Raw genomic sequence first — 14235 nt, 5'->3', positions numbered from 1 at the left:
GGCTAGCCGCTGCGGCTGGGCGAGCGGTTGCCCTGGAGCGCGAACGTTCCGGTAGCCCGACGATGAGCCACCTTCCAGGCGGCGCCGCAAGTGAGCGGCGCTGCAAGTACATACGCTGCGCCTATCGGGGCAGGGCTGGCGCCGCCAGGCGTCTGATGGCAGCAAAAAGCCGGAGCATCAATCCGATGTTCCGGCCAGAAGATGGCTGATTGGTAGTAGAGAGAGCGGGTTATTTCGGCTGGACGCCGACGGGCAGGCTGGCAATGGTATATGATTCAGTCAAACGGCTGAGGAGGCGCACCGCGCGCGCGTGAAGCGGGTGGCGGCTGAATCGCTGAAGCGCACGCTCGTTCTCCACGTAGACAACGAGCAGCGCGTGCCGATAGGACGGAGCGTTATTGACGCCAGAGCGCGTCTCGATGACGCCAGGAATGCCTGCCAGGAGTTCTTTCACATCGGTCAGCGTGCGATCAATCACCTCCCGATTGGTATCACTACGTAGGCGCAAGATGAGTTCATGGCGGATCATCTAATGTTCCCTCCCCCTCGTGTAAAAAACACTTCACCTTACATACTGTAACATGGTTGAGGGCTTTTGCGCAAGCTCGCCCATAAGGGCGGTTCCACCAATTATCGGGGGCCACTTGTAGCGCCGCCTTCCAGGCGGCCAACGCTGCGCCCTGGCGAGCGTTCGCCCTCCAGGCCAGCGGACCAGCAGGCCAACGCTGGCCGCCAGGAGGGACGCGCGAGCGACCACCGGGAGCGAGAGGACGGGGCAACAGCAGCGGCCCGCGACCGAGCGCAGCGAGGGAGAATGCGGGAACCTGGTTCCCGCAAGGGCCGCTCCCCGCAGGGGGAGGCAAGCGGCCCTTCCCGAAGGGAGGCGGCGCTACCAGTAACACGCCTCGCTTGCCAACACCTCAGATTTGGGAGAACCATAAGGGCAGACAAAAAGAGGTGTCAAAGCAGCCGACAAGACAAGGGCAGGCGTCCTCCACCTGTTTTGGAGGACGCCTGCCCTTGTCTTTGCTGCCAGTCTTTAGCGCAGGCCATCAAGCTGGCGCTCGGCCTCATCCATCGAGATAGCGCCGCTGCGCAGTTGTTCAAGAATCGTGCGCCGCCGCGCGTCCTGCTCGTCCTTGTTGGGCGGAGCCGCCTGCTCATCTTGCTCAATTGGCACGCGCTGCGCCTGGCTTCCGGGGCGGGGCGGTGGGGGCGGCGCGTGCGGTGGGCGCGGGGGAGGAGGAGCGCCTGGGCCACCTCGGAACTGCTCAAGCAGATGTTCCATCTCGCCCATCGCGCGCTCGATAGCACTGCGCACATCGCGGCCAACGGATTCCCAATCGGTTTCGCGGGCGCGCTTGGCGGCGCGCTCGGCATATTCAGTGGCGCGCTCGGCGGCCTTGCGCGCGGCCTGAGCGGTGCGATCACTCATCTCGCGGATGCGGCGCTCATAGTCTTCGCGCTGGGTTTCGTCCCACTCAAAAGGAAACTTGCCCTTGCGGCCACGCTCGCGGCGGATGCGCGGATCGCCTGGGCCATCAGGGTCGTCACGATAGCCCGTCGCAAAGGTAAAGCGGCCTGGTCCTCTGTCCCAACGGAGCCCAAAGCCGCGCCCAAAGCGCATTTCGCCGCCTGTAGCAGCCTCTTCCCTGTCCCCAAATGTGTCGTTATACTCGTCGGTCATGAAGTCCTCCTGGGTAGAATCGGCGGCGGTGATCGTGATGTCGCCGCCATCACTCTGCAAAGTCACAACAGCCTCGGCTCGTCCGATAGCCCCCACCAGATGCCGCCGCCGCCCGCGCTCCACCGTAAGCGGCAGGCGTGTATGGATCGTCCCCCCAAGCGTCTGCGCCACAAAGCGAGCGTGCAAGGAGCCACGCACGCGCAGCGAAATGTCGCCCGAAGCGTGAACCGTATAGGCGGCGTCTTTGAGCAGCGGAGTATCCAGACGGACATCCCCGCTGACATGGCCGGTAGCAATGCCGCCGCGCATGTCCGTTGCTTGCAGATCGCCGCCCACGTTATCCAACGTCGCCACCCCGCCGCACTGCCGCAGCTTCGCGTCGCCGTGCATGTTCTGGATATGGCAGAAACCTTCTACCTCTTCTACGTCCAAATCCCCGCCCAGGTTGCTGACCACCACACTGCCCGCCTGGGTGACGCGGCAATCGCCACGCATGTTAGAAACAGCGACATGGCCGACATGGGCAAAGTGCGCGTCCCCATTGACAGTATGCCTCAAGTTCACCTCGCCAACGACATCGTTCACCTGAAGATCGCCGTTGACCGCGCCCGTAATCTCCAGGCTCCCCAGGTTGCGCGCCACCAGATCGCCGGAAATAGCGTTCAGGCGCGCGTCCCCCTGGCAGCCTTCGAGCTGCGTATCGCCGCTGATGGCGCCCAGTTGCACGCTGCCCACGTCCTGTACCTGCACATCGCCAGCCCCCGCGTCCAGGCGCACGTTCCCCCCAATGCCACGGATCACCACGTCGCCCTTGGCACTGAGGATATAGAGGCTGACACTGCGCGGCGCGCTGATGGTCACATCGTCATGCAGACGCTCCAGCCGCAGGACGCCTTCAGTGCCTGCGTAGGGGCTGTCCTCCTCATCATGCCCTACAATACGGATAGTTGGCTCATCCCAGCCCAGCACTTCTAGCTCGCCTTCGGCCCGCCCGATTTCGATACGGTTGAATCCGCCAGAGACGGTTTGTTCGCTGCTCATAATCCCCTCCCTCTGTCGTGTTATTCGTTTTCCGCCGCCAGACGGCGGTGGGCCTCTTCGGTGGTGATTTTGCCCTGGGCCAGTTCCTGCAAGATTTCGCGGCGCTCGCGGCGGCGCTCAGGGTCAGGCATCTCTTCTTCCACCTGGAAACCCAGGCTCTCAATCACATTGTTTAGCCGCGCTTTGACGGTAGGATACGAAATATCAAGAATCGCCTCAACATTTTTGATAATCCCGCGACAACGCAGGAATACTTCAACAAACTCAAGCTGGTCGCGGCTCAGGCGTTCGAGTCGGCCAAAGTAGCTGTCGCCTTCGCCAGCGCCTCGGCCTGAACCATTCACGGTAAACTGCCCCTCCAGGGCGCTGTGGCACGTCCCACACTCCAGGCGGGTAATCGCCATTTGTCCCCCACAAACCGGGCAACGTCCGCTTACGTCGTACATATCCGCTCCTGTCCTTTCTCTGCCTTCGCGCGCTGCGGTGCAGGTCTAACTATTAAGTTTATAGCACTTTGCTTTAATAAAGTCAATAGTAATATTAAGTTTATTTGCCCTCTTTATGGACCAGGCGACTAATCAGCCCTGGTGGCATGGGTTATGCACCCTCTTAGTATGTGTAACGGTGTTGACCCTGCATACGCTCTGGTTTAAGGAGGTGAATTTCATGCAACAAGCACCAGGGTATCAGGAGCAAGAACCCTTACGGAGAGAGTATATACCCCAGCAGCCAAACGTGCCTAACGTGCCTGCCCAGGGGCAGCAACCGCCAGGGGTTTCAGCGGCCTCCAAAAGCCAGGCAGGGCCGCTGGCCTGGAGCGATTGGGTTCGCTGGGGGCCGATCTGGAGTGGATTCTTCACTATTGTTGCGACACTGGCTGTTATCGGTGCACTCGGCACCGCTATTGGGTCAACCGTCTGGGGTTCCGTACCCACTGCTTTTGTTTATGGTTGGGGTATCCTTACTGGCATCGTGGCCTACTTCCTGGGCGGCTGGGTCACGGCGCGCGCCGCTGGCGTGCGCGGCGTGGGCGCGGCCATTCTGAACAGCGCCCTGGCCTGGGCGCTTTCTCTCGTAGCCATTCTGGTTCTGGTGGTTATTGGCGCAGGCGGCATTCTTGGCTTTATGGGCGCCAATATTGCCGTGATATTGAGGACTCCGGGGGGGATCGGCGCGCCTACCATGACTATGGGTGGAAACATGGCGTCCACCGCCTGGGCGATGTTTACTGCGCTGATGATCGGGCTGATTCTGGCAGTATTAGGTGGCATTGCCGGTTCACGACCTTTGCAGGGGTGGCGCGGCAAGAGCCACGCCCTCTAGCGCACTCGCTGCGCCTCAGAGGTTAGCAGGGCCAGTTGGCAAACGGAGCGGTCCGTTTGCCAACTGGCCCCGTTTGTGCTTCGCTCTCCAGCATGTTTCAGTATTCTTCATTGGTACTCATAGCTGTTCACGCTCGCCCACTGATACTCTTGAGGCAGTTATTCGTATCAGTACTTGAGCATAAATGGAGCTTTCGATAGCCAGAAAACGTTCGACGGAAGGAAAACCAGGGAAGATCAGCGCCGATTTCCTGCGTCTCGCGCAGGTTTGCGCGCTGTACCGATGATGAGGTTAGAACTATGCAACATCGCGGCAGTGAAACGGGGGGAGTCGTCCGACACCCAGGCAGCGGCATGAGCGGCCCGCTCGGCGAAAGGCGTACTTCCGGGCCGCTTTCTCCCTCCCACGCGCTTCCGGCATCAGGTGATGGGCGGCCCTCCGGGGCGCTGTCGGCTGGCATGCGCACCTCTGGCCCGCTGCCAATGGACCCCACGTCAGGAGACCGATACCGACGCGGTACGCAAGGGCCGCCGCTTCGCCCGACCACCGTTGGGGAGACCGACCTGGACCCTGGTCTCCTTCAGGAACTGGCGCTGAAGGTGATCGTCAACGCGGGCGGGACGCTGAGCGCCACCGCCGTATCTGCCCAACTGCGCCTGCCGCTCAACGGGGTGCTGGATGATCTGCTGACCGTCTTACGCCGGGATGGGTTGATTGAGGTGGCTGCCGGGGCGACAGACAGCGCCCGCTCCATTGGGATGGGTGTCGGCGGCAGCGCCTTGAGCTTCAGACCCACTGAACAGGGGCGTATCCGCGCGCGCGAAGCGTTCGAGCGCAACGGATATGTGGGACCAGCGCCCGTCTCGTTTGTCAATTATTGTTCTGTGCTTAATGGGCAGGTGCAGGCGCGGCCCGCCGTGATGCGCGCCATTGTGCGCCAGCGCCTCAGCCATCTGGTGCTGGCTGATGATATTATCGATCAGATCGGGGTAGCGATCAGTCGCGGCGGGGCGCTTTTCCTGTGGGGACATCCAGGCAACGGCAAGACGGCGATTGCCGAAGCCATTACCACTATGTTCGCTGGCGGGGTTTTTGTACCCTATGCCATCGAGGTACGCGGCCATGTGCTGCCGGTCTTCGACCCTTCAGTCCATGTGCCGATGTCCCTGGACGGAGCCGATGGGAGCGGGCGCATTGATGAGCGATGGGTCTTCTGCCAGCCGCCGCTCGTTCACGCAGGCGGCGAACTCGTGATCAGCAGCCTCGACCTCCAATTTAATGACCGGCTGCGTCTCTATGAATGCCCGTTGCAGTTGAAGGCGGCTGCCGGGGTCTTCTTGATTGATGATTTTGGCCGCCAGCAGACCCGCCCCCAGGAACTCTTAAATCGCTGGATTGTGCCACTGGAGCGCGGCATTGATTTCATGACCTTGATGAATGGACAGAAAGTGGCCTTTCCCTTTGCCGCTATGGTGGTGTTTTCGACCAACCTGCGGCCAGCCGATCTGGTGGATGAGGCGTTTCTGCGGCGCGTCCCCAATAAAGTCTGGATCAGCGACCCAACGCCAGAGCAGTACCGCGAGATTCTGATGCGCATCTGTCGGTCTATGGGCGTGGCCTTCTCAGATACGGGGTTTCTTCATTTGTTGAGCCAGCACTACCAACAAACACGACGCTCGCTGCGCGCCTGTCACCCGCGTGACTTGCTCAGGCATGTGGTGGCGCTGGCGCGCTATTACGGCGTGGCGGCGGAACTTTCGCCCCAACTGCTGGACGCCGCCGCGCATATGTATTTTTTGGGGAGCGAGCCTGGCAGAGACAGCGCCGCCGCCCTCGGAATGGGGGCATCACACGGGGCAGCGTCAATGCGCTGACGCTGATCCAAACCATTCGATAGATCTATGCCGGGGCTGGGCGCTTCCGCCTGCTGCTCCCCTCGTCTGCAAGGATGATATGGGCCAGGATAATTGCGTGAAGTTGGATTGAGCGGCTATAATTGACACGAATTGGAGTGTGTTGCTAGGAAAGGGCGCCATACCATGAGGATTCTGATCGCTGACGATGACCGCGAATTGGTTGACATGTTGATGTATTGGCTGCGGGCGCATGGGCATCAAGTGACGGTGGCCTTTGACGGTGAGCAGACTATGAAGCGGTGGCGCGAGCAGCCCCCCGATCTGGTTCTCCTTGATATTCAGATGCCCAAATTCGATGGATTTGAGGTGGTTCGTCGCATGCGCGGCGAATCCAATGCCCTGGTCATCGTCCTGACCTGCCTGGACCGCGAGGATGATGAGGTGCGCGCGCTGGAGTTGGGGGCCGATGATTTTCTGCGCAAGCCTTTTCGTCCGCGCCAGTTGCTGGCCCGCATTCAGGCGGCGGCCCGCCGCGCCGTGAGCGTGAGCAGCCCGATGAACGGCTCCTCTATCACCATCGGCCCCATCAGCCTGGATGTCAGCCGCCATGAGGTCAGCCGCAACGGTGCACGCATGCGCCTGACGCCGACAGAGAGTCGGCTGCTGCACCTGCTGCTCACCCATGCCGGGCAGGTGCTAACCACCGATACCATTATCGAGCGCGTCTGGGGCTATAATGAGGTTGGCGACGGCGGGCTGGTGAAGACCCATATCCGCCATTTGCGCCAGAAGGTGGAACCCGAACCGGGCAGCCCACGCTATGTGCTGACGGTCCCCGGCGTTGGCTATACGTTTAGCCCGCCTATATCGGGGCCAGGACAGGATTAAACAGCCTCTCCTGATGGCTTGACAGAGAGCAGCCGATCATGCGCGTCCTAATTTCCGGCGGCGGCATCGCCGGACTCACGCTGGCCTATTGGCTCCATCAATACGCCATTCCCGCAGTGGTCATTGAACAAGCGACAGGTCTCCGTCGGGACGGATATGCGATTGACTTTTTCGGCACAGGCTACGATGTCGCCCGGCGCATGGGCCTCATTGACCGGCTGGCGTCTCAGCAGATTCCGCTGGACACGATTGCCTACGTCAATCGAGCAGGAAAGCCGATTGCGACACTGGAAAGGGCGCTCTTGCAGCGTGTCACGCAGGGAAAGTACCTGGGACTCATGCACTGGACGCTCGAAGAGGCGCTCTATGACGCGCTGGGCGGGCAGGTCGAAGTTCGTTTTGACCGCTCACTCGCTTCCATCCATACCGGCGCTGATGCGGTGGATGTGGCCTTCACCGACGGGACGAGTGAGTCGTTCGATCTCCTCATCGGCGCGGACGGTGTGCATTCCCTGACCCGGGAACTGGTGTTTGGGCCGGAAGACCGCTTTAGCCATTTCCTTGGCTACATGGTGGCGAGCTATCCGCTTGCCGACCGCTATGGCATCGGTCGTAGCTGGCAGATGTACAGCGTGCCTGGTCGCACAGTGGGCGCGTATGTCAGCCGACAGGAAGGCGAGATCATCACCTTTTTCCTGTATCATCAGGCGGAGCCGGATCGGCTGCCGCAAGAGCAGCGTCTGACACGGCTGCGCCAGGTGTTCGCGGAGATGGGCTGGATTACACCGCAGTTGCTTGCTGACGTTTCTCCCTCTGAGCATATCTTCCTCGACGCCGTGAGCCAGATTCGCATGCCTTCCTGGTCTCAGGGCCGGGTGGCCCTCGTCGGCGATGCCTGCGGCTGTCCCACGCTGGTTTCGGGGCAAGGGGCTTCACTCGCTATGGGAGGAGCCTATCTCCTGGCCGAAGCCTTGCGCGAAGCCGCCGCGTATCAGGAAGCCTTTCGCCGCTATGAGCAGCGGATGCGCCCACACGTCCAGACCCAGCAGAAGCACGCGCGCGGGCTTGCCAAATCTTTCGCGCCCACCAGCCGCGTTGGTATTCTGGCTCAGCGCCTGCTGTTGAAAGCCGTGCTGCGGGACGCCTTTACCGGCCTGCTGCGCCGACAGTTCGGCGCGGAAAGTCTGCTCCAGGCGCGCGCGATACGCCGCTGATGATCCCGTCTCCAATACCGCCAGAAAGCTCATCTCCACCAGGGGATTGAGAGTATCACCTGGCGCTTCCCGTTCTCAACCATATCGCAACATACCCTCACCCGGATTACCCCCCCTGTTCACTACACTCTTCTGTAATAGAGCTTGCGGCCAAACCGGTACTGGAGCAGCCAATAGAGAGGATTTCGCCTGGCTTGCCCAACTCTTTGCGGCGGGTGATAACAGCGCCGTGTTCACTTGCGCCACGACGCACTGCGACCCCGCCAGCCTCTATCAAGGTTCTGTGCTGTAGACAAGGAGAGCATCTGCATGGGTACAGAGGTGAGAGATTCTGTTCAGCCCCACTCGTTAGAACCAGGCCCCTATCAGGCGCTGACAGACACTTTGCGATTGTTGCTGGCGACGTGGCCGACGCTGACGTTGCTGGTGTTGGTTGGGGAGGTCTCCGCCGAGGCTGGCGCTGATGCGTGCGGCAAGGCGAAGGCTTGCATGGATGATGTTGAGCAGCTATTGATCGCCTGCTTCCGCCGATCAGATGTCGTCATACGCTGCGGCGAGAGAAGCTGCGCGGCAATCCTCCTGGGCGCTGAAGGCGATGGGGCGCTGCATGCGGTGAGGCGCTTCCGGCGCATGCTCAGTAAATGCAAGCCGCTGACCAGTTCCCTTCAGATAGGGATCGCCTCTGCGCCGGAACAGGCTGCCGAGAGTCAGACCCTGGTGGCTTTGGCATTGAAGCCGCGCCTGCGAATGGTACCCGCGACTGGCGCCGGGAAAGGCACGCTGCCCAGGCTGGATCAGCTTGTCGAGCGCGAGCCAGCCATGACGCTGGCCCAGGGCCAGCCCAGCGCCGCCCAGGAGAAGGCCAGCAAAGCGGCCACCCACCTGCGCCCCCCACTGACCGTACCCTTCGCAGCGGAGTTTTCATCTGAAGCGCGGCTGGCGCTGAGAGGCAGGGAGCCGATGCAGCGGGCCGAGCCGCTCGCGCGGGCGCGGGCGCGGACGCTGGGGGTTCCCTATATAGCGCCGCCACAGCGTATTCCAGGCAGCGTCCGCAATTTGCTCCCGGTGGAAGTGATGCGCCAACTCCAATGCCTGCCCATTGGCCGCGACCGTAACGCGCTGACGGTGGCGCTGGCTGATCCCACCGACAGCGGCGTCCTGCATCAACTGCGCGAGATCACCGGCCTCAACATTTTCCCAGTCATGACCGATCCCGATGCCCTGGAGGCGCTTGCCCAACCCACTCGCTCTCGCCGCGCTAACCAGCTAACCCCTGTGTCTGCGAGATCCTCCGGCAAGTGACGCTCTGTGCGGGCGGTATCTGAGCCTTGTATCCTCCCAACGAAATTAAAGGGAGATGATGGCGACATGAAGAAAAGATGAAAGAAATGTCATCCCAATGTTAGCGAACTACCACCTTACCTATCAGCTTCTCTACCATCTTGCAACGCGGGGATAACCCGATAGACCAGCGGAGCGGGTATTCTATGAAAGATAGGTAGATCAAGTCGGCGTATGGTAGGGAGACATTCATAGATGATACATGAAGAAGTAGTAGATCGTCAGTACCGCCCTCCATTTGGAGGAGGTGAGCGCAGACCTTCGGGGCCAACCGTCGCCATCCCCCCGGCAGCGAACACAACAACAGCCCAGAATCCGCTAGCGGCTGCTGAGTTCCACTCCAGCCGGTTTGCGGTTGTCTCCACACCAGATGAACCCGTCCAGTTGCAGCCCTGGCAGGCTGTGGCGCGAGCCACAGGCCGACCAGGCTATTTTCTCGCAAAACGCTGCCTGGATTGCTCGGTTGCTTTGATCGCCCTCATCGCATGCGCGCCAGTACTCCTGGTGGCAGCCCTGCTGATCCGCCTGACTTCGCGCGGGCCAGCACTCTTTTGCCAGAAGCGCGTCGGCTTTGGCGGACGCCATTTTGTGATGTATAAGTTCCGCTCTATGTATGTCAACTGCGATGAACGCTTACATCAACTGGCCTACGAACAATTTTTACGAGGCGAGCGATCATCTGGCAAAGTTGATGGCGCGCAGGTAGCTAACGAGCAGCCCCAGGCGAATACGCCCAGGCGCGGCGGCGCCCCGCGCGACCCTCGCGTGACGCCATTAGGCCATGTGCTGCGGCACACCAGCCTCGACGAACTGCCGCAGTTGTTCAATGTGCTGCGTGGTGATATGAGCCTGGTGGGGCCACGCCCACCCATTCCCTATGAGGTCGGCCTCTATGATTCCTGGCATCTGAGGCGGCTGGATACCCTGCCGGGGATGACCGGACCCTGGCAGGTACACGGGCGCAGCAGGGTCAGCTTCGAAGAAATGGTGCAAATGGACCTGGAATATATACAAAAGCAATCCTTCTGGTATGATCTGAAACTGCTGGCGCTTACCGTTCCCGCCGTCCTCAGCCGCAAGGGCGCGGAATAACGCGCGTTATTCCGCGCCCCGCGCCGACAACCCTCCTCTTTTCTGTGGGCTGGACAGCATCGGCTATGCTTATTTTAGGAACAGAAATTGCATCAGCCCACATGAGTCTACAGAAAGAGGAGGGTTGTTTATATGCTGAAGCGCATAAGTGCGGCTTCCAGCCTGGTGCTTTTGCTGCTCGCAAGCTGCTCATCATCATCAATCGGGCAGGCACCATCTCCACCATCAGCGGCGACACCCACAGGCAGCCCCCATACGCCCACTGCAACCGCAACCGCTCAGCCTGCCGCTTCAGGGCTTCCCAACTTCAAGCATATCTTCGTTCTCGTGATGGAAAACGAAGAATCCAGCGACGTAATAGGCAATAGTGAAGCGCCTTACATCAACAGCCTGGCCCATCGCTACAGCAGAGCCGCCAATTACTTTGGCATCACTCATCCCAGCCTGCCCAATTATCTCGAACTGCTGGGCGGCAGCACCTTTGGGATAGACAGCGATTGCGAGACCTGTTTTGTGCATGCGCCCAATCTGGTGGACCAGTTAGAGACCGCCAGAAAAAGCTGGAAAGCCTACATGGAGGATATGCCGTCGCCCTGCTTCGTCGGTGACGACGGAGACTATGCCCAGCGGCATAACCCCTTTATCTACTTTGATAACATCCGCACCAACCCGAAACGCTGCGCCAACGTCGTCCCGCTCTCTAGTTTTGCCAGCAACCTCAGAGCGCACGCCCTGCCCAATTTTGTCTGGATCACGCCCAATCTTTGCCATGATATGCACGATTGCGGCGTGGCAACCGGCGACGCCTGGCTGAAAAGCTTCCTGCCCCAGATTCTCCGCTCCCCGGACTGGCAATCGAGCGTATTGTTTCTGATCTGGGACGAAGGCAGCAGCGATGCGGGCTGCTGTCAGATCGCGGATGGCGGCCATATCCCCATGCTGGTGATTTCGCCGCTCAGCAAGCCGGGGTTTGTGTCTCATGTGGCCTATAACCATGCGTCGCTGCTGCTGACCATTGAAGAAGCCTGGGGTCTTGGCAAACTGGGCGATGCCGCCTGCTCCTGCACGCATCCCATGCGCGATTTTTTCGCTGGCGCTTAGAATGCCTCACACAACCGACGGTTGGCCCCACCCCTGCCGCCTGGAAGGACGGCGCTACAACCCCGCCCCTGCTCGTGCGGAGGTTGTGTGAGGTGCGCTTAAGCCTCAGCCCGAAGCACTCCTGACGCCGCTCCCGGCCAACGTTTTCAGCGCGCGTTGAACCTCCAGCGGGACCACCACCCGATAATCAACGTCGTGCATGCTGCGAATGACCGGCGCCAGCACGTTCTTCACCTGTGGGTTGCGCTGAGCGCGCAAAACATAAGCCGCCGTCTCCATCAGTTGGGGCGTATCCGGCGCGCGCAACAACAGGCCCAGCACCTCCTCAACCACCGGAGCGCCCATCGAAGCCAATACTCGTGCCGCCATCCAGGCAACCGCATGATCGCTATCGGTCAGCCGCTCCACCAGAGGAGCCAGGCCACGCGCGTCATGGAGGTCGCCCAACGTGCGCACCGCCTGCCAGCGCACCCAGGCGTCAGGCGCGTGGGCTGCCGCTATCAATGGCGGCACCGATGCCAGGCCAGGCTGAAGCAGCGCCTGATGCGCCTGACTCGCCAGCGCCTCATCATGAGAGTGGAAGGCGCTCACCAGCGCAGCAGCCGTCTGAGGGACATGCAGCCGCCCCAACGCTTTCGCTGCCTGCACCCGCACCGCCGATAGAGGGTCACGCAGCGCCTCGACGAGATCGGGCGCTGCCGCCGGATCGCCCAGCACTCCCAGCAGGTGCGCGGCGGTTGCGCGCACCGCCCCCTGGGGATGGCGCAGCCCGGCGCACAATACCTCTTTGACATGCCCCTCTGGCGCGCCCGAACCAGGCAAAAAGAACGTACTCACCTGCGTGCGAAAATGCGGCTGGCGCATGGCTCGTGGCACAGTAAAAGGTTTCCCTCCCCAGGTACCTACCGCCAACCACTCCAGTAACAACTTCAGCAGGCGCTGGTCTGGAAATCGCCTGATCGCCTCAATGGCCTCGCGGTTATCCTCGCCAATCCAGTGCAGCAAACGCCAGGCGGCGCCACGTTTTCCCTGGGCAGCCAGCTCCACCAGCTCCGCCGGAGGTGTCGTCCCCACTGGAGGCGGAGGCGTTTCAGGGGCCGCGTTCTGGTTCTCTGATGCGCCTGGCTCAATCAGATCGTCGGGCAGATCATCAGAAGGCCGGGAGGATACAGATTCATGACCTGACAGCATAAGAAACCTCCCCTCTGAAAGCGCAAAAGCCGGACAGAAAGAAACGGCTCTCTCCTTCTCTACCGCACAATTCATTCTATCGTAATGCGATATTTTAAGCAAGAAAAACGAGAGGGCAGCGGCCAATACGTAGCCGCTGCCCTCTCGCACACGGAAGCACACAGTAATGTACTGAAGATGATGAAGGAGCAGGTTCCGCCAATGGGGATCACCCACTCCATTGCCCTCTCATTATAGAACACTCATTCTACAGTGTCAAGAGGGCCATCTTGAACCGAACATCTCGTCATCATGGCTGGCGCTTCCAAGATGATACTTCCGTTCGCGCGCGCCAGAATCGGAAAACTTGATGCCGAAACGTCAGAACATGAGAGCGGTATCTGGTCAGCCCGCTTCAGGCGCGCCAGCTTTTGCCCAGCACCCGTAACCAGTTCTCGTGGGTGATTTTGCGCAGGGCCGCGTCATCATAGCCACGCGCCTGCAAGGCGGCCAGCAGCCTGGGCAGCCCTGAAACATCATGCAGGTCTTGTGGGGGAACAATCCCGCCATCATAGTCCGAGCCAAAACCAACGCTGTCTATACCTAGATGCTCTACCAGATACTCCAGGTGGCGAATCAGCACGTCCAGCGGGGTATCAGGGTTCTCAGCAGCGTCCTCGCGCAAATTCGCCGTCTCGAAGATCAGCCCGACCATCCCTTCGGACGCCCTGATCGCCTCCAATTGCTTATCGGTCAGGTTGCGCGTCGAGGGGCAGAGCGCGTGCGCGGCGGCATGCGTCACCACCAGCGGCGCGTCCGACAGGCGCGCCACGTCCCAAAAGCCCTGTTCGTTCAGGTGCGCCAGATCAAGCATAATGCCCAATCGGTTGCAGGCGCGCACCAGTTCACGGCCAGCGTCGGTGAGTCCTGGGCCGGTATCGGGCGAATGGGGAAACTTGAAGGGAACGCCATGCCCAAAGATATTCGGGCGGCTCCAGACGATGCCCAACGAACGCAATCCCGCCTGGTAAAAGACCTCCAGCGCATCGAGGTCCGGGGCAATCGCCTCAGCCCCCTCGAAATGCAAGACAACCGCCAGAACGCCTTCCTGAAGGCAGGAACGAAGGGCATCAACGCCGCGCACCACCCTGACCTGCCCGGCTGACTCGGCCTCCAGCCGGAACAGGCGCGCCGCCACCGCGAGCGTGAATTGCTGGGCATAGGCCGGATCGATGGCCGGGAAGGGCTGGACCTCGTAGCCGGTTTCGCTTGTGGCGAGTTGCTCTTTCATGTGCCGATTTGTCGAAGGAGCAGCCGGAAAGATAGCGAAGAAGCCTCCACCAAACCCACCGAGCCGGGCGCGAGGCAGATCAAGGTGGCCGCTTTCGCTCTGAGTAAAGAAACTCCGTCCGCCCCCGCGCTCGGCAAAATGCAGAGCCAGCAGCGTATCGTTGTGTCCATCAAAGATGGGAAAAGACTTGAAATCCGTCATTGGCGGCTTCGTCTCCTGAGTAGAAAGATG

12 protein-coding genes are annotated in these 14235 nt (G+C 60.8%); 7 read left to right on the top strand and 5 right to left on the bottom strand.

The annotated features are described in order from the left end of the window. Positions 1-229: 229 nt before the first annotated feature. The 3 genes from VH599_20210 to VH599_20200 all read right to left on the bottom strand — a co-directional run bounded on the left by VH599_20210 (position 230) and on the right by VH599_20200 (position 3174). Entirely contained in the window at positions 230-529 is a 300-nt protein-coding gene (locus VH599_20210; protein ID HEY7350645.1) for a Dabb family protein, read from the bottom strand. 510 nt (positions 530-1039) lie between these two features. Then, entirely contained in the window at positions 1040-2728 is a 1689-nt protein-coding gene (locus tag VH599_20205; GenBank protein HEY7350644.1) for a DUF4097 family beta strand repeat-containing protein, read from the bottom strand. Positions 2729-2748: 20 nt separating this feature from the next. After that, complete coding sequence (locus tag VH599_20200) at positions 2749-3174, bottom strand: DUF2089 domain-containing protein (protein ID HEY7350643.1); 426 nt, start codon at positions 3172-3174, stop codon at positions 2749-2751. 220 nt (positions 3175-3394) lie between these two features. Between VH599_20200 and VH599_20195 the strand changes: the two genes are divergently transcribed. From VH599_20195 to VH599_20165, 7 genes are all read left to right on the top strand, one after another. Continuing rightward, positions 3395-4051: a hypothetical protein gene (locus VH599_20195; GenBank protein ID HEY7350642.1), complete on the top strand. Its 657-nt coding sequence runs from the start codon at positions 3395-3397 to the stop codon at positions 4049-4051. Positions 4052-4350: 299 nt separating this feature from the next. Continuing rightward, a complete protein-coding gene (locus VH599_20190) occupies positions 4351-5925 on the top strand; it encodes a hypothetical protein (protein ID HEY7350641.1) in 1575 nt (524 codons plus the stop codon). 165 nt (positions 5926-6090) lie between these two features. Continuing rightward, positions 6091-6795 carry a response regulator transcription factor gene (locus tag VH599_20185; GenBank protein HEY7350640.1) on the top strand — a complete coding sequence of 235 codons (705 nt, stop codon included), beginning with the start codon at positions 6091-6093 and terminating at the stop codon, positions 6793-6795. 38 nt (positions 6796-6833) lie between these two features. Then, on the top strand, positions 6834-8009 hold the full coding sequence (locus tag VH599_20180; protein HEY7350639.1) for an FAD-dependent monooxygenase: 1176 nt from the start codon (positions 6834-6836) through the stop codon (positions 8007-8009). A 309-nt stretch (positions 8010-8318) separates the two neighbouring features. Then, positions 8319-9311 (top strand): hypothetical protein, encoded by a 993-nt coding sequence (locus tag VH599_20175; GenBank protein ID HEY7350638.1) that lies wholly within the window; start codon positions 8319-8321, stop codon positions 9309-9311. 234 nt (positions 9312-9545) lie between these two features. After that, positions 9546-10442 (top strand): sugar transferase, encoded by an 897-nt coding sequence (locus tag VH599_20170; protein HEY7350637.1) that lies wholly within the window; start codon positions 9546-9548, stop codon positions 10440-10442. Between the two features lie 132 nt (positions 10443-10574). Next, positions 10575-11543 carry an alkaline phosphatase family protein gene (locus VH599_20165; protein ID HEY7350636.1) on the top strand — a complete coding sequence of 323 codons (969 nt, stop codon included), beginning with the start codon at positions 10575-10577 and terminating at the stop codon, positions 11541-11543. Positions 11544-11648: 105 nt separating this feature from the next. Here the strand turns inward: VH599_20165 and VH599_20160 are convergent, their stop codons facing one another. Continuing rightward, positions 11649-12734: a HEAT repeat domain-containing protein gene (locus tag VH599_20160; GenBank protein HEY7350635.1), complete on the bottom strand. Its 1086-nt coding sequence runs from the start codon at positions 12732-12734 to the stop codon at positions 11649-11651. 394 nt (positions 12735-13128) lie between these two features. After that, positions 13129-14205 carry a dipeptidase gene (locus tag VH599_20155; protein HEY7350634.1) on the bottom strand — a complete coding sequence of 359 codons (1077 nt, stop codon included), beginning with the start codon at positions 14203-14205 and terminating at the stop codon, positions 13129-13131. Positions 14206-14235 lie beyond the last annotated feature (30 nt).

The sequence above is a fragment of the Ktedonobacterales bacterium genome (assembly GCA_036557285.1).
Lineage (GTDB): Bacteria > Chloroflexota > Ktedonobacteria > Ktedonobacterales > DATBGS01 > DATBHW01.
Note: the sequence above shows the minus strand (reverse complement) of the source record. Positions and strands in the feature narration are given on the sequence as shown.